Below are 15,985 nucleotides of genomic sequence, written 5' to 3' on the forward strand. Positions count from 1 at the left end.
CCAGTTCGGGCGCTTGCCTTCGATCAGAGGGCGGCGACCGCGGTCATTTCGACGCGCAGGTCCGGGTCGGCAAGGCGGGCTTCGGTGCAGGCGCGGGCCGGTGGGTTTTCGATGTCGATCCAGCTGTCATAAACGCCGTTCATCGCCTCGAAATCGGTAATCGCCGGCAGGAAGACGTTGACAGCGAGGAGACGCGAGCGATCGGTGCCGGCTTCCTGCAAAAGGGCGTCGATCTTGCCGAGCACGTCGCGGGTCTGCTCCTCGATATCAGCCTTGCGATTGTCCGCGACCTGGCCGGCAATATAGACGAGACCGCCATAGCTGACGGCCTGGCTCATACGCGAGCCCTTCTGATAACGCTGGATCATGCAGGTTTTCCTTTTCTTGGTTTTACAGGGAGAATTCAGCCGAAGCTGGTCAGATAGGCCGCCGTCACCGAATGATCCGGGTCGAGGCCATAAAGGATCGCATGCCGGTCAAGGCAGGTGCAGGGATGCGAGATGCCGAACTCGATCACATCACCCACGGCGACGTCGCTGTCATCGGCAAGTGTCAGGAAGGCGTGCTGATCGTTGAGGCGGAAAACTCTCGCGCCTTCGAGATCGGCAAGGCGCACGCCATTGCGATAGAGCGCCAGCGGCCGCGGCAGGTCCTGGTCCATTGCTACGTCGCGCATGCCCATGCCAGCGATAGCAAGCTTTGGTTCCGGCCGCGACAGGATCTCGGCCCAGACCCTGAGCGCCGGACGGAAACCCGCCGCCGCGGAAACGATCTCGCCGCCGATGCGAAGGCCGCCGCGTGCATCGAGGGCAGCAAGGCCGCGCTCATAGATGCCGTGGTCGTGGAAGAAGATCGCGCCGCTGCGCAGCACGAGCCGGCAGGCTGGATCGGCGGCGACGGCGGCTGCAAGCCGCGCCACCACGATGTCGAAAAACACTGAACCGCCTGATGTGACGAGGAGCGGCCGTTCGCTGCCGATGCGGGCGCGGATCTTCGGCAGGAAATCGGCCGTCATCGCCATCAGCGCGTCGATCCGATGCATCGTTTCTTCCGGATCGGCGGTCGCGGCCGCACCCTCATAGGCGGCGATGCCGCTCAGCCGGAAAGCCGGCGTCTCCGCGGCCAGGATCGTGTCGAGGATCGCGGCGGCGGCATCGGCGCTGCGGAGACCGGCGCGGCCGGCGCCGAATTCCACCATCAGGCCGAGAGGCGGCAGATCCGTGCGTTCCAGCCAGGCAGATGCAAGCGCCTCGACCAGCCTCGTCGAATCCACGAAGGCATGGAGCTCCGCATCGGGATAATGGCCGAGCAGCGCCGCCAGCCGGCGGGCTGCGGCGGCCCCGCCGATCTCATTGGCGAGGATCAGCCGGCGCTGTCCCGCCCTGAGCAGCACGGCGGCCTGGCGGATGTCGGCGACAGTCGTGCCCCAGGCGCCGGCTGAAAGAAGCATGTCCGCCAGCGCCGTCGACATCGGCGTTTTGGCGTGCGGTGCAATCTCGGCACCATTGCTCTTCAAATAGGCCATCATCAGTTCGACATTCCCGGCGAAGGCCTGCCGGTCGAGCGAGAGCAGTGGAAGCGCCATCCTGCCGTCATATGGTTTCCACCCCTGCTGTCCGATGGCAGCAGGCGAAAGCGGCGAATGGCCTGGCGGGAAGCCGCGCACCCGCTCGTCGATCAGTATGTTTTCGTTCACGGCATGAAGATCAGACATGGGAGCCTCTCCCGATCTCGGCCGGACCAGCGATGCCGAGGCGATAGGTGTCGTTGGCGGTGGCAAAGAACAAGGCGCGCTGGTCGTTGAGGGAGAGCTCGGCGGCGACGGTGCGGAACACCTGATAGACCTCATCGAACGAAGCATGCAGCCCTGCGACGGGAAAATCGCTCGCAAACATCGAACGTTCAGGGCCGAAACAATCGAGGCAATGTTCAATCACCGGCCGCAGGCTTTCAACCGTCCACGCATGGTCATAGGCGACGAGGTCGGAGATCTTCAGGCGAATGTTCGGCTCTTTGCCCAGAGCCCGCAGGCCGCTGCGCCAGAGCGCCATGCCGTCCTTCGTCCGGTCAATAGGGCTGCCGCCGTGGTTGAGGACGAAATGCGTTTGCGGAAAGGCCCGCACCAGGTCGAGCGCCTCATCCATCTGCCAGGGATAAAGCATCAGGTCGAAGACCAGCCCGAGCCGGGTGACCGCGGCCAGTCCCGCGCGCCACGCGGGATCGCTCATGCGATCCGGACGCGGCGCAAAACGCTTCGCCGCATCGGGATGCCAGCTCAGAATATCGCGAATACCGACGACGTTTGGGTTTGCCGCTTCCGCCTCGAGCAGGCGCGGGGCATCCGGGCCGTCGAGGGGAACGCGGGCGATATAACGGTGCGCCACGCCGGAGCTGCGGTCGAGACCATCCAGCCAGCGGCTCTCCTCCAGCGGGTAGGCAACCGACCAACCGGCCTCCACGTGCACCGTCGCAACGACGTTCTGTTGCGCGGCATCGGCGCGATAATCGTCGATGCCGTAATCGCGCAGGATCGGCCCGAGGTTTCCGACTGCCATCTCCTCGGCGGAAGCCCGCGCCTTTTGAAGCCAGGGATAGCGCTGCAGGCTGAGGTCCCAGAGATGGTGGTGCGGGTCGATCACCGGCCCGCCATAGCGCTTCGTCATCGACGCGCCTCGCGGCCGGAAACGAGCAACAGGGCGAGGATCAGCGTGCCGAACATGATCGAGCGCCAGCCGGGCGAGGCGTTGACGACGGTGATCAGCGCCGTCGTGGTGACGAGCAGGATCGCCCCCGGGATGGTGCCGGCATAGGTGCCGCGGCCGCCGAGGATGGATGTTCCGCCGAGCACCACGGCGGCGATCGAGGTCAGCAGATAGGGATCGCCAATGCCGACATAGCCTTGCCGGTTCATGCCCAGCACGAGAATGCCTGCAAGTCCCGCAAAGAAGCCGGACAAGGTATGGACGATCAGCGTATTGCGGGTGACGCTGACGCCGGAAAGCCGGGCGGCGAGCGGGTTTGCCCCAAGTGCGAGGAAACGCGCGCCGATCGGCATGCGATGGACGAGCAGCAGGACGACGATCGAGACGGCGAGCCAAAGAATGATGCCCGAGGGAATGCCGAGCGGCCGCGCCTGGCCGAGCAGGATGACGGCCGGATTGCTGACGGTGACGGCGCTGCCGCCGGCGACGATGACGAGCAGGCCCTGCAGGAAGGTCGCCATCGCAAGCGTCATGATGATCGGCGGCACGCGAAGATAGGCGGCACCCGCGCCGTTCATCAGGCCGATGCCGGTGGCAATGGCAAGCGCCGCCGCGATGCCGGCAAGGCCGGTCGGGTCCCAGGCGGGCGAGATCAGCGGCAGCAGGATCGCCGTAACCGTGATAACCGCGCCGACCGAAAGATCGATGCCGCCCATCAGGATGACGAGCGTCTGCCCGGCCGCGACGATGCCGATCACCGCGGCGAGTTCAAGGAGGTAGCGCAGATGGCCATAGGCGCCGAAACCGCGCAAAGTGAAGCTGGCGACGACCCAGACGAGCGCGACCAGAAGGAAGGTCAGCAGCGGCGGATTGCGAAACGCGGATCGGACGATGTTCATCGCCTTGCCCTCCATACGCCGAGAAGTTCCGGAACGGCGACCGCCCCGACGATAATCAACCCCTGAGCGACATATTGCGCCACCGGCGGGAAGCCCAGGAAGAACATCACGTTGATCATGACAGAGAGCAGCAGGCTGCCGCAGATCGCGCCGCGCATCGTGCCTTTGCCGCCGAGGAAACCGACACCGCCGAGCACAGCCGCGGCGATCGAGTTAAGTGTGAAGGGCGTGCCGATCACCGGATCGCCCGAGCCTGTCTGCGCCGCGACGAAGAGGCCGGCCAGTGCCGCAAGCAGACCGGAGAGCGCGAAGGCAGCAACCTTCACCCTTTCGACCGGGACGCCGGAGCGGAATGCGCCGACCGGGTTGTCACCGGCCGCATAGATACCAAGGCCGAGCGGCGTTGCGAGAAAGACCTTCCAGAGCATGAGGATCGCGACCAGCAGCAGGAAGGCGACGGGCGTGTGGCCGGCAAGCATCGTCGACAGCCAATCGGGAATGGCCCCGCCCGGCCGCGGCAGCAGGATCAGCGCGACGCCGCTGATGATGAAGGAGCCGGCCAGCGTAACGATAATCGCCGGCAGCCTCAGATGGGTCACGATCGCGCCGATGACGGCGCCGATCGAAAGACCAGCAAGCGCGACAGCCAGAATGCCGCCAGGCACGCCGAGCACCCCTTGCATCGTCGTCGCCGCGATCACCGCGCCGAGGCTGACGAGCGGGCCGATCGCCAGCGTGATGCCGCCGTTCAGCATCAGCAACGCCTGCGCCATGGTGACGAGCGCGAGCGGGAACCAGTTCTGCGTGAACTTGGAAAAGCCGCCGATGGTCAGGATGCCGGGAAAGAGCAGCGCATAGAGGATGAGAAAACCAGCGACGACGAGATAGAGGCCGGCGAGGCCCCGGTTGCGGCGCAGTTGGATCGACCTGTAGAGCCGGGATGATGAAATCGTGCTCATGCAGCCTCTCCCTGCGTCGTGGCCGCAATACCCATGGCCGCGCCGACGATCGCTCCTTCGCTGATCGCATCCTGCGACAGCGTTGCCGCGACGCGGCCCTCGCGCAGAACCACGACGCGGTCGCAGAGATGCACGAGCTCCGGCGTATCGGAACTGACGAGAATGACGAGCCGCCCCTCGGCGGCGAAGGCGCGCAGCATCAGGTAGATTTCCCGCTTGGTTTCGATGTCGACGCCGCGGGTCGGATCGTTGAGCAGCAGAACGGAGGGATCGAGCGGCAGCCATTTGGCAAGCGCCACCTTCTGCTGGTTGCCACCGGAAAGCGCCTGCACCGGACGGGCCGTATCGCCCTTGATCGTCAGCCGGCGCGCGAGCTCGGCGACCAGGCCGCTTTCCGCCGGCCGGTCGCGCAGCCCCTTGCGGGCAAGCCGGCCGAGCGAGGGCAGGATGAGATTGGCGGCGATGGAATGCGGCAGCACCAGCCCCTCGTGTTTGCGGTCGGCGGGCACATAGACGAGGCCGGCTGCATTCGCCGCACCAACATCGGCGGGGAGGCCAGGTTTGCCTGAGACCTCCGCCCGGGCGGCGGACGCGGGAATTGCGCCGTAGAGGCCGAGCAGCAGGTCTTCCTGCCCTTGTCCCACCAGCCCGCCGATGCCGATGATCTCGCCGGTGCGGGCAGAGAAAGCGACATCACGCACCATGCCGGCCGAAAAACCTTCGACGCTGATGCGCATCGCACCGGGTGCCGCGGCCGGGCGCGGCGGGAACAGATCGCCGGTCTCGCGGCCGACCATCAGGCGCACCAGACCCTCGCCGTCGATGCCGGACAGCGACTGATCCGCCGTGACGACGCCATCCTTCAGCACGGTAACATGCGAGCAGAGCGCCTGCACCTCGTTGAGGCGGTGGGAAATGTAAAGAATGGCGGTGCCGCAGTCCTTCAGCGTCTCGATGAGCCTGGCCAGGATGCCGGCTTCGTGCGCCGAGAGCGACGAGGTCGGCTCGTCCAGGATCAGCACGCGCGGCTTGCGGAACAGCGTCTTGGCGATTTCCACCATCTGGCGGCGGCCGAGCGCGAGATCGGCGACCGGCATGTCGAGCGGCTCGGTCAGTCCGACCATGTCGCAGACCTCTCGTACGCCGCGATGCAGCGCTCGATAGTCGATGAGACCGAACCGGCGCGGAAAGGCGCCGGTCCCGATGTTTTCGGCAATCGACAGGCTGGCCGTCAGACTCAGCTCCTGCTGGACCACGGCGATGCCGGCCGCGCGCGCCGCCGCCGGGCTGATACGGCCGACAGGCCTGCCGTCGACGAGGATGGAGCCGCTGTCCGGTTGGAGGGCGCCGGACAGCAGATTGATCAACGTCGACTTGCCGGCGCCGTTTTCGCCGAGCAGGGCGTGAACCCTGCCCGGCAGAAGGGCGATGTCGACGCCCTTCAGAACGGGATTGCCGAAAAATCCCTTGAACACCTGCCGGGCTTCCAGCAGGGGTCGTTCTTCCGTCATGGCGGCGTCCCTCAATCCGGGTTATTTGGTGGCAAGCAGCTTGTCGAAGAGCGCCTTGTCGTAATCCGAGTAGATATAACCGTCAGCCGGGAACTTGTCGGCTCGGGCGAGGTAGCTGCCGATCGTGCTGTCGTCGATGACGGGCAGCGGCACCTTGACGAAGGAGGGCACGTCCTTGCCTTGCAGCGCCTGCACGGCGGTATAGACGGAAAGCGCACCGAGCCAGTTCGGCTGCATCGTCGCCCAGCCCTTCAAGCCCTTCTCCTTCCAGAGTTCCAGGAACTGCCGGGCATTTTCGCCTGTCGTCGGTACCTGGTCGCGGCCCTGGCGCTCGAAGGCGAGGACGGAGCCGGCCGAGAGCGCGCCGCCGAGCGACAGCACACCGTCGATTTCGGGATTGGCGAACAGCAGGCTGGTCATCGCTTCCTGTGCCGGCGCGACGTTATATTCCGTGTTGGTCTCAGTGATTACCTGCAGACCCGGATTGGCATCGAGGACCGGCTGGGCGCCCTTGCGACGGTCGTCGCTGACCGAAATGCCGGCCGGGCCGTTCATGATGATGATCTTGCCTTTGCCGCCGAGCTGGCTGACCATCCATTTGGCCGCTGTCGCGCCCCATTCGTTGGAATCGGTGTTGATCTTCGCCGTCACCTTGTCGGTATTAACAAGGCTGTCGAAGTTGACGACCGCAATGCCCTTGTCGCAGGCATCCGAAATGACGCGGTCGAGTGCGTTGGATGAGCCGGCGATGACGACGATCGCGTCGATATTGGCGTCGATCATCGACTGGATATGCTGGATCTGCGTCTGGGCATTGCCCTGCGCGTCGGTGATCATCAGGTCCTTGACGAGGCCCGCCTTCTTCAGCTCCTCCACCTCGGCGGTGATGGTGCCTTCGGTCTGCTTCATCCAGGTCGGCACCGAATAGATGTTCGCCCAGCCGATCGTATAGGGCGCCTTCCTGTCTCCCTTGATGCAATTCGCGGCGGCCGATGCCGTGCCGGCCGAAAAGGCAAGCAAGGTGGCTGCGGCGGCAGCGCCGGCGAGAAGGCGGCGGCGCAGTGAAACGGAAATGCTTTCTTCAAAATTCTTCATGTCGATCCCCTTTTTGCGGCAGCGCTGGCGGCTTGCCATTTGTTTTTGTCCGCTATATTGTACATATGATCTTTATACCGGACGAGCCGATCTTATGCCGATTTTTTTACCCCGCAAGAGGGGGTGGGAAGATTTCATTCGCGAAGCATGACTGCATCGATTGACAGATGCGGCCGACGGCTTGAAAAGCTTCGCCGGACAAGAACAGAGCCCGACAACAACAGGGCCCAAGAAGAACGGGATTGACAGCGATGGATGCAGTTCAGGACGAAGCAGCCGGCAAGCGCGCCCGAGGGCTCGACCGCGCCTTCGAGATCCTCGACTTCCTGCGCCAGAAACGGCAGGCCTTGAAGCCGAATGAAATCGCCGCGCAGATCGGCGCGCCGCGCTCATCGGTCTACGAACTCGTCAACCTGCTGCTGAGCAATGGCATCCTCGAATTCACCGGCGGGGAGGGCCGCGTCTATCTCGGCCGCAAGCTTTATTTCCTCGGCGCCGCCTATGAGAACCATTTCGATTTTACCCGCGAATGCGAGGCGGCGCTGGAACAACTTGCCGACGAGACGCGGGAGACGGCGCAGTTCTGCATGCTTGACGGGAACAAATATACGGTCGTGCGCATGCGCGAGGGCGCGCGGCCCTTCCGCATCTCGACCGATATTGGTCAATCGGTGCCGATCCCGTGGACTGCGTCGGGCCGCCTGCTGGTCGCGCATCTTTCGGATCAGGACATCCTCAACTTCATTCCGCCGCAGGATTTCCGCCTGCCGGGCGGCGAATGGCTCGAGCCGCAGACCTTCATCGCCGAGGTGCGCCAGGCCGAGCGTGAAGGTCTCTTCACCTTCAACAGCATCGTCGACAGTTTCACCCATTGTTTTGCCGTGCCGGTGCGCGGCGAGGAAGGCCATGCCGCCGCAACGCTCTGCCTCGTCACGCCTCGCGACGACGGCATCGCCAACCGGGACCGCTATCTTGACTGCCTGAAGAAGGCCGCCGCCGGCCTGGAGCATGCCCCGGCGCGGCCACGACGGAACTGACGCCTTATTATATCAAGGTATCTCTGCCAGCACGGACATCCGTCGACAAGCCGGTGCGTCCGCAGCGTTCAGCGGCAGCCGCTAGAGCGCCGCTGCACCCGCCTGACGCAGCCCGCAGCGACCGGGCGCAAGACGCCATCTTGCGGACGGCGCCGATCTCCGATTTCCAGATTCAGACCGATCCCGCAAAACTATTCACTCTTCTCCCGCAATTTGGAAATGAAGTTTCTCTATAAAATCTATGGAGAACGTACTCTAAGGTCCTGACAGCCAAACTGACCTCGGCCCCGAAACGACGGAGCCGTTGGCGGCAAACGGAGAGGGCGCGAAATGACACGGAAAATCAGGCTTGGGGCATTTCTTCCTGGTGGCGGACAGCATGTTGCATCCTGGCGCCACCCCGACCAGCCGGCCGATGGCGCCACTAGTTTCGAATTTCACAAAAAACTCGCTCTGACAGCCGAACGCGGCCTCTTCGACGCCTATTTCCTGGCCGACAACCTGGCTGTCGGTTTCGGCGGCGCGCGTGAAGGCGGCAACGCCCGCGTGGCGGGCTTTGAACCCGTCACATTATTCTCCGCGCTCGCGCCTCTGACCACCCATCTCGGCTTTATCGCGACGTCCTCAACCACCTACGAGGAGCCTTATACCACCGCCCGCAAATTCGCTTCGCTCGACCTGATTTCGGACGGCCGCGCCGGCTGGAACGTCGTCACCACGACAGGCGATCCGACGGCGCAGAATTTCAACCGCGATACCCAGCTTCCGCATGCCGAGCGCTATCGCCGCGCCGCCGAGCACGTCGACGTCGTCCGCAAACTCTGGGAAAGCTTCGAGGACGACGCCTTCATCCGCGACAAAGAGACCGGCGTGTTCTTCGACCCGGCGAAGCTGCACGACACCGACCATCGCGGCGAACATTTCAGCGTGCGCGGCCCGCTCAATGTGTCGCGCTCACCGCAGGGCCATCCCGTCATCGTGCAGGCCGGGCAGTCCGAAGACGGGCGCGGGCTCGCCGCAGCAACGGCCGAGGTGATCTTCACCGCCCATCAGCACATCGAAACCGCCCAGGAATTCTACCGCGATATCAAGGCACGTGCCCGCGGCCTCGGCCGCAACCCCGATCACATCCTGGTCATGCCCGGCGTTTCCGCCTTCGTCGGGAAAACCGAAGCGGAGGCTCGGGAGAAATACGACCGTCTGACGTCGCTCATCGTCGAAGAGGACGGGATCGGCCTCCTCAACGGCCTGACCGGCGGCACGCTGGACCTGCACGGCTACGACCTCGATGGACCGCTGCCGCCGGCGCCGCCGACCGAGGGCATGAAGAGCCGTCAGGCCCTGATCCGCCAGATCGCCGACGAAAACAACTTCACCATCCGCCAGCTCTATCAGTGGATTGCATCGGCCCGCGGTCACTACACCATCGTCGGCACGGCCGAACAGATCGCCAACACACTGCAGCAATGGTTCGAGAACGAAGCCGCCGACGGCTTCAACATTCTGCCGCCCTGGCTGCCGACCGCCCTCGATGACTTCGTCGATCTCGTCATCCCGGAATTGCAGCGCCGCGGCCTGTTCCGCACCGCCTATGAGGGCAAGACGCTCCGGGAAAATCTCGGCCTGCCTTTCCCCGTCACTCGATGGGCTGCCGGACGTGCAGCTCTCCAGGCAGCAGAGTGAGGAGCGATCCATGGCCTATGAAATCAATCAGGTTCTCCCCAGAAGTTTCAGCCGCCTGAAGAGCGGCGAAAGCAATATGCCCACTTTCGCGTCGCATGTGCGCGGTGTGCTCGCATCGCTTTTGCCGCGCTACGGCCTGCTCATCGCTTTTCTGGTGCTCTGGCAGGTGTCGAGCACCAGGGGCTGGGTCAATCCCGCCGTCTTCCCGCCCCTGAACGTGATCCTGTCGGCTCTTTGGACCAACCTTGCCAGCGGCGCGCTGCTCGATGACATCGCCATCAGCCTGCAGCGATCCGGCACCGCCTTCGCCTTCGCCGTCGCGATCGGCATTCCGCTCGGTCTGTTCATGGGGCAGTTCCGCGCAATCGAACAGGCACTCGATCCGATCCTGCAGCTCTTCCGCCAGACCTCGGCGCTGGCGCTCTACCCGGTGTTCATCCTGCTGCTCGGCCTCGGCGAAACGTCGAAGATCTTCGTGATCTTCTGGGCGACGTTGTTTCCGGTGCTGCTATCCACGATCGGCGGCGTCAAGGAAGTGGACCAAAAGCTCATCGAGATGGCGCGAACCTACGGCGCCGGATCGGCAACTGTCTTCCGTCGCGTCATCCTGCCGGCCTCCATTCCAGCGATCTTCGTCGGTCTGCGCCTCTCGGCGACCACGGCGCTGCTGTTGCTGATCGCCGCCGAGATGATCGGCGCCAACAAGGGCATCGGCTTCCAGGTGATGAACGCCCAGTATAATTTCCAGATCCCGCTGATGTTTGCGGCGATCCTGCTGCTTGCCTTCCTCGGGCTAGTCGCCAATGCCTTGCTCGTTCTCCTGCAGCGCCGCCTCTGCCGCTGGTCTCAGCCGCGCGCCTGACCGCTTCAACCGACTTTTCTCTTCCGAAAGGACACGTCATGACTTTCCATCCCCGCAACCTGCTGCTGCCGGCCGTGATCGCTCTCGGACTTGCCACGCCAGCCGCCGCCACCGATACCGTGAAGCTGCGCTATCTCGCGAGCCAGGGCGGCCTTGCCGCCCATGAACTCGCCGACGCGCTCGGCTATTTCAAAGACACGGGCATTACGTTTCAGAACGTCGGCTATGCCCATGGCGGCCCGGCCTCTCTCATCGCTCTTGCATCCGGTGACGTCGAGATCGGCAGCGCCGCCACCTCCGCCGTCCTGAATTCGATCATCGGCGGCAATGATTTCGTCGCCGCCTATCCATCGAACGGCATCAATGACGAAGTGCAATCCACCTTCTACGTGCTGGAAGACAGCCCGATCAAAAGCATCAAGGACATTGTGGGCAAGAGCATCGCCGTCAACACGCTCGGCGCCCATCTCGATTACACCATCCGTGAAGCCCTGCATTCCGTCGGCCTGCCGAGCGACTCCGCCAATCAGGTCGTCGTTCCCGGGCCGCAGCTCGAGCAAGTGCTGCGCTCCAAGCAGATCGATATCACCGCCTTCGGCTATTGGCAGACGACCTTCGAGGGTGCGGCGCTGAAGAATGGTGGCCTGCGTGCGGTCTTCGACGATACCGACGTGCTCGGCGACATCGCCGGTGGCTTCGTAGTCCTGCGCCGCGATTTCATTCAGCAGCATCCCGAGGCGGCGAAGATCTTCGTCGAGCAATCGGCTCGTGCCCTCGATTATGCCCGCGAACATCCCGAGGAAACCAAGAAGATCCTGGCAAAGGCGCTCAGCGAGCGTGGCGAGAACCCTGACATCGCGCAGTATTTCCGCGGCTACGGCGTGCGCGCCGGCGGCCTGCCTGTCGAGCGCGACATCCAGTTCTGGATCGACGTCCTGGTTCGTGAAGGCAAGCTGAAGCAAGGTCAGCTGGTTGCCAAGAACATCATCTATACGGCCGATACGAAGCCGGCAAGCAACTGAGGAACTGCAATGAGCCTCGCCCAGGACATTCGCCGCGGAGAGGTGACGATCCGTCACCTCTCCAAATCCTACAAGCTGAACGGCAGCCATCTGCAGGTTCTGAAAGATATCAACCTCCACATCCGCTCCGGCGAAAGCCTCGCCATCGTCGGTGCCAGCGGCTCGGGCAAGACGACGCTGCTCAGGGTGCTAGCCGGTCTCGAAGAGTCCGATACCGGGGAGGTGCTCGTCGACGGCAAGGCAATCCGCGGCGTCGGCGCGGAACGCGCCGTCATCTTCCAGGAGCCGCGCCTTCTTCCCTGGCTTGACGTCCTCGGCAACGTCGCCTTCGGGCTGGAAACGAGAGGGCTCACCCGCGAGCAGGCGAGGGCGCGTGCGCGTCACTACGTCAAGCTCGTCGGCCTGCAGCAATTCGAGGCGGCCTATCCAAGGCAACTGTCTGGCGGCATGGCGCAGCGCGTCGGCATCGCCCGGGCGCTTGCCGTCCAGCCTGAGATTTTGCTGCTCGACGAACCTCTCGGCGCGCTCGACGCGATGACCAAGATCGGTATGCAGCAGGAGCTCGCCCGGATCTGGCGTGATGAGGATGTGACGACCATTCTCGTCACGCACGATCTCGAGGAGGCGATCTATCTCGCCGACCGGATCCTGATCCTGCCGCGGGAGAAAGGAGGCGAGCCGCGCCTGATCGACATCGATCTGCCGCGTCCGCGCGACCGCAGCGCGCCGGAATTCGTCCGCCACCGCGAGGAGCTACTGAACTTGTTCGGGCTGCATTGAAAGCTGTCGGCAGCTTCCAGGACTACACGGTCCAGGGGTCGACGAGATCGATCCCAAAGCCTTCGAAATCTCTGGTGTTGCGCGTCGCAAGGCTGAGATCGTGAGCAATTGCGGTTGCAGCAATCAGGCTGCCCATCGCCTGCTCGATGCCGGATCGACGATCGGGATACGGCTATTTGTCCGTCGACAGCATCAGGTCGGCGATGAAGGCGACTCGTCATGACTGAGAAGGCGGATGAGCTTCTGATGAGGCTTGCGCCGTCCATCTTTCAGAAATCAGGGTAATCACGCCGAAGCTTATCGAACTTCTGCTCGAACTTCAGAAAACGGCAAAATGAACTGCCGCGTTGGTCGTCAGCATCACCCTCAGGCGTTTTCGGCGATCAGCGGCTGAATGACGGGCTGGCCGCGCCGATCGCGCAATATCTCGACCTCTACGCCATAGGTCTGCGCGATGAGCGACGGCGTGACGATCGATTGCGGATGGCCACTCGCTTTCATCGTGCCGTTCGCGATCACCAGCAAATTGTCGGCATATTGGCAGGCCAGATTGAGATCGTGCAGCACCACCATCGTAACCCAGCCATTGGCGCGCGTTTCGCGGCGCACCAGATCGAGCAGGGCAAGCTGATGCTTCAGATCAAGCGCGCTGACCGGCTCGTCCAGCAGCATGACTTTCGGCTCGCGCATCAGCACCTGGGCAAACAGCGCCATCTGCCTTTGTCCGCCGCTCAGCGACGCGATGTCGCGGCCGGCGAGATGGTCGATGCCGGTCTGTGAAAGCCGCGTCATCGCCATGTCGAGCGTCTCGTCATCGATGTGCAGCGAGAGCCGGCCCAGCCGGCCGAGAACCACGACTTCGAGAACGGTGAGCGCGATGTCCGTGGCGGTGTCCTGCGGCATATAGGCGAAGCTCTCACGCCACGTTTTCATCGCCCGTGCGCTCGTCCGCCCGGCGGAAAGGCTTTCGCGGCCGAGCGTGAATCTGCCATCGGCAAGCGGCAGGTCGCCGAAGAGGGCGCGCAGAAGCGTGGTCTTGCCGGTGCCGTTCGGACCGATGACAGCATGGATCTTTCCAGCTTCCAGACAGGTGTCGATACCGGAAACGATCCTCTGCCCGCCGCGCTCGATGGCGATGTTTTCGAGGCGGATCATGCGCCTGCTTTCCTCGGCGAAAAGATCAGCCACAGCAGGAACGGTACGCCGACGATTGCGGTGACGATGCCGACGGGAAAGAGCGCGCCCGGAATGATCGACTTCGAGACGACCGAGGCCGCCGACAGCATCAGCGCGCCGCTGACGACAGACATCGGCAAGAAGAAGCGCTGATCCTCGCCGACCGTCATGCGGGCGATGTGCGGTGCGACGAGGCCGATGAAGCCGATCACGCCGACGAAGCTGGTCGCGGTCGCGGTCATGACCGCAACGATGACGAGGACCTTCATACGAAGCAGCCGGACGTTGACGCCGAGACTCGCGGCCCGCATCTCGCCCATGCGCAAGGCCGCCAGCTTCCAGGAATCCGCCATCAGCATGGTGCAACAGATGAACGTCACCGCCGCGGTCAGGCCAAGCGTCGGCCAGGTCGCTTTCGTCAGGCTGCCGAACAGCCAGAACAATATCTGCTGCGACAGCTCCGGCGAGGAGAGGAACTGGATGAGCGATAGAAGCGACTGGAACAGAAACAGAAGGGCGATGCCGCCGAGAATGATGGTTTCGGCCGTCATGCGGCGCATCGAAGCGAGCGTGAAGAGAAAGAGCGCCGCCAGCATGGAGAAGACGAAAGCGCCGAGCGGCACGGCGATCATCGCCTCGAGGCCGAAGCCGCCGAGCGCCAGGACGAGTGCTGCGCCGAACCCTGCAGCCGCCGCCATGCCGAGCGTGTAAGGGCTCGCCATCGGGTTGTTCAGAAGCGTCTGCATCTGCGCGCCTCCGGCCCCCAGCGCCGCACCGACGGCCAGCGCCATCAGCGCCATCGGCAGGCGCAAGCCGCGAACGATGGCGTCCGTCATGGCCGCCCGCTCACCGAGCCCTGTCAGCGAGCGCACCACTTCGGCCGGCGACAGCAGCGACGGACCCGTCGCAATATCCAGAACGAGGCATACCGCCATCAGGAGCACGAAAATCAGAAGGTTGCGCCAGCGCCTGCGCTCACGCAGCCTGTGCGCGCCGATCGCTTCGGCATTGCTGCCGGTTACAGTCATGGGAAACCCTGTCTCGACGGGAAACGAGCGCCATGGCTATGGCGCCCGCAGAAGGTAGACGGATCGGGATCAACCTTTGACGGCGATGGCGAAGGTGCCTTCCGGAACCACCGGCAGGTACTTCTTGTAGTAGCCGAGGTAGTCGGCGACGGGATCGACGTCCTTGAACTGCTCGGGATAGAGCTGCTTGGCGATGTACTGCACCATGGCGAAATCCGAGAGCGTGCGGGACGCGCCCTGATAGACGCCGAAGAGATGGCCGTCCTTGACGGCCGGCAATTCGCTCCAGCCCTGGCGGGTTTCGAACGCCTTGAGCTTTTCGCGGGCCTCGTCGGCCTTCACGCCCTGGCCCATCGGCAGGGCTGTCTCGCTCTTGTTGTTCTCACGGCCGGAGATGAAGATGGCATCGGGCTTGGACGCCAGGACCTGCTCCGGATTGATCGGACCCCACCACTCCACGAAGGGCGCAGCGATATTGTCACCGCCGGCCGCGGTGGACATGGCGCCCCACATGTTCTTGCCGTAGGTGAAGGAATATTCCGCCGGTCCCTTGTTGCCGAATTCGACATAGACCTTCGGCTTCGGCTTGCCCGATGCGGCGATGCGGTCGGCGACGTCCTTCAGGGCGCCGGCGTAGAAATCGGCGATCTCCTTGCCGCGCGCATCCTGGCCGGTCAGTTGCCCGAAAAGCAGCGTCGAAGCGACATGGCGCTCGACCGTCTGGGCGTTGTAATCGACGACGACAACCGGAATCCCGTGCTCTTCCAAGCGATGGGCGTCCTGGCCGAGCGCCTGGTACTGCCAGTCCGCGAGGATGACGAGGTCGGGATTGAGGCTCAACACCTTCTCGATGGAAAAGGTCTGCGCTTCTACTTCGCCGACATCGGCGATGTCACCGATCGAAGCGCGGTGGGCAAGATGCATCTTCCAGTTCGCCGGAACCCAACCCTCCCAGGCTTCGCGGGAAATCCCGACGACCGAGTCGTAAGCCTTCTCGCCGCCGACGGCCATGTAATCCTCGAAATAGAAACCGAGGACCACGCGCTTGGCCGGAAGATCGACCTTCACCTCGCGGCCGATCACATCGGTGATCGTCTTCTGTTCCGCCATGGCGGACGGTGCGAAGAAAACAGCGGAAACAGAAACAAGCGAGGCAGCCAGCCAGCCGGCCACGGATCTAGAATTCATAACGACCTTCCATCAGTTAAAATAGGAGATCGAGTTATTAAAG

The 15,985-nt window shown here is 63.7% G+C and carries 15 protein-coding genes and 2 pseudogenes; 6 read left to right on the top strand and 11 right to left on the bottom strand.

Going from position 1 to position 15,985, the window contains the following annotated elements:
- Window positions 1-23 precede the first annotated feature (23 nt).
- From A7X77_RS22800 to A7X77_RS22830, 7 genes are read right to left on the bottom strand one after another with little or no spacing between them, the layout of a single operon-like run.
- Entirely contained in the window at window positions 24-368 is a 345-nt protein-coding gene (locus A7X77_RS22800) for a RidA family protein (protein ID WP_064685106.1), read from the bottom strand.
- Window positions 369-403: 35 nt separating this feature from the next.
- Window positions 404-1,714 carry an alanine racemase gene (locus A7X77_RS22805; protein ID WP_064685107.1) on the bottom strand — a complete coding sequence of 437 codons (1,311 nt, stop codon included), beginning with the start codon at window positions 1,712-1,714 and terminating at the stop codon, window positions 404-406.
- Window positions 1,707-2,663: an amidohydrolase family protein gene (locus tag A7X77_RS22810; protein WP_064685108.1), complete on the bottom strand. Its 957-nt coding sequence runs from the start codon at window positions 2,661-2,663 to the stop codon at window positions 1,707-1,709. Before A7X77_RS22810 ends, A7X77_RS22805 begins: the two co-directional genes overlap by 8 nt.
- The gene (locus tag A7X77_RS22815; protein WP_064685156.1) at window positions 2,660-3,601 is read right to left on the bottom strand and encodes an ABC transporter permease; all 942 of its coding nucleotides are present in this window, start codon (window positions 3,599-3,601) and stop codon (window positions 2,660-2,662) included. Before A7X77_RS22815 ends, A7X77_RS22810 begins: the two co-directional genes overlap by 4 nt.
- Window positions 3,598-4,560 (bottom strand): ABC transporter permease, encoded by a 963-nt coding sequence (locus A7X77_RS22820; RefSeq protein WP_064685109.1) that lies wholly within the window; start codon window positions 4,558-4,560, stop codon window positions 3,598-3,600. Before A7X77_RS22820 ends, A7X77_RS22815 begins: the two co-directional genes overlap by 4 nt.
- Window positions 4,557-6,071, bottom strand: coding sequence for a sugar ABC transporter ATP-binding protein (locus A7X77_RS22825; RefSeq protein WP_064685110.1), 1,515 nt, complete (start codon window positions 6,069-6,071; stop codon window positions 4,557-4,559). Before A7X77_RS22825 ends, A7X77_RS22820 begins: the two co-directional genes overlap by 4 nt.
- A gap of 21 nt (window positions 6,072-6,092) precedes the next feature.
- Entirely contained in the window at window positions 6,093-7,166 is a 1,074-nt protein-coding gene (locus tag A7X77_RS22830; protein WP_064685157.1) for an ABC transporter substrate-binding protein, read from the bottom strand.
- Window positions 7,167-7,417: 251 nt separating this feature from the next.
- On the opposite strand from A7X77_RS22830, the gene A7X77_RS22835 reads away from it, so the two are divergent.
- From A7X77_RS22835 to A7X77_RS22855, 5 genes are all read left to right on the top strand, one after another.
- Complete coding sequence (locus A7X77_RS22835) at window positions 7,418-8,203, top strand: IclR family transcriptional regulator (protein WP_064685111.1); 786 nt, start codon at window positions 7,418-7,420, stop codon at window positions 8,201-8,203.
- Between the two features lie 330 nt (window positions 8,204-8,533).
- Window positions 8,534-9,886: an LLM class flavin-dependent oxidoreductase gene (locus tag A7X77_RS22840; RefSeq protein ID WP_064685112.1), complete on the top strand. Its 1,353-nt coding sequence runs from the start codon at window positions 8,534-8,536 to the stop codon at window positions 9,884-9,886.
- Window positions 9,887-9,896: 10 nt separating this feature from the next.
- Window positions 9,897-10,748, top strand: coding sequence for an ABC transporter permease (locus A7X77_RS22845; RefSeq protein WP_064685113.1), 852 nt, complete (start codon window positions 9,897-9,899; stop codon window positions 10,746-10,748).
- A 38-nt stretch (window positions 10,749-10,786) separates the two neighbouring features.
- Entirely contained in the window at window positions 10,787-11,770 is a 984-nt protein-coding gene (locus A7X77_RS22850) for an ABC transporter substrate-binding protein (protein ID WP_064685114.1), read from the top strand.
- Window positions 11,771-11,779: 9 nt separating this feature from the next.
- On the top strand, window positions 11,780-12,550 hold the full coding sequence (locus tag A7X77_RS22855) for an ABC transporter ATP-binding protein (protein ID WP_064685115.1): 771 nt from the start codon (window positions 11,780-11,782) through the stop codon (window positions 12,548-12,550).
- Window positions 12,551-12,572: 22 nt separating this feature from the next.
- On the opposite strand, the pseudogene A7X77_RS33165 reads toward A7X77_RS22855, so the two are convergent.
- Window positions 12,573-12,689, bottom strand: a pseudogene (locus A7X77_RS33165) (VapC toxin family PIN domain ribonuclease); the annotation flags it as partial.
- A 74-nt stretch (window positions 12,690-12,763) separates the two neighbouring features.
- Between A7X77_RS33165 and A7X77_RS34085 the strand changes: the two are divergent.
- Window positions 12,764-12,888: pseudogene (locus tag A7X77_RS34085) on the top strand (MarR family winged helix-turn-helix transcriptional regulator); the annotation flags it as partial.
- A 28-nt stretch (window positions 12,889-12,916) separates the two neighbouring features.
- Here A7X77_RS34085 and A7X77_RS22860 read toward each other — a convergent pair.
- The 3 genes from A7X77_RS22860 to A7X77_RS22870 form a co-directional block, all read right to left on the bottom strand.
- A complete protein-coding gene (locus A7X77_RS22860; RefSeq protein ID WP_064685116.1) occupies window positions 12,917-13,705 on the bottom strand; it encodes an ABC transporter ATP-binding protein in 789 nt (262 codons plus the stop codon).
- The gene (locus A7X77_RS22865; protein ID WP_064685117.1) at window positions 13,702-14,754 is read right to left on the bottom strand and encodes a FecCD family ABC transporter permease; all 1,053 of its coding nucleotides are present in this window, start codon (window positions 14,752-14,754) and stop codon (window positions 13,702-13,704) included. The genes A7X77_RS22860 and A7X77_RS22865 overlap by 4 nt, the downstream gene beginning before the upstream one ends.
- A gap of 69 nt (window positions 14,755-14,823) precedes the next feature.
- The gene (locus A7X77_RS22870; protein ID WP_064685118.1) at window positions 14,824-15,942 is read right to left on the bottom strand and encodes an ABC transporter substrate-binding protein; all 1,119 of its coding nucleotides are present in this window, start codon (window positions 15,940-15,942) and stop codon (window positions 14,824-14,826) included.
- Window positions 15,943-15,985 lie beyond the last annotated feature (43 nt).

It is taken from the genome of Rhizobium bangladeshense (assembly GCF_001662075.1).
Taxonomy (GTDB): domain Bacteria; phylum Pseudomonadota; class Alphaproteobacteria; order Rhizobiales; family Rhizobiaceae; genus Rhizobium; species Rhizobium bangladeshense_B.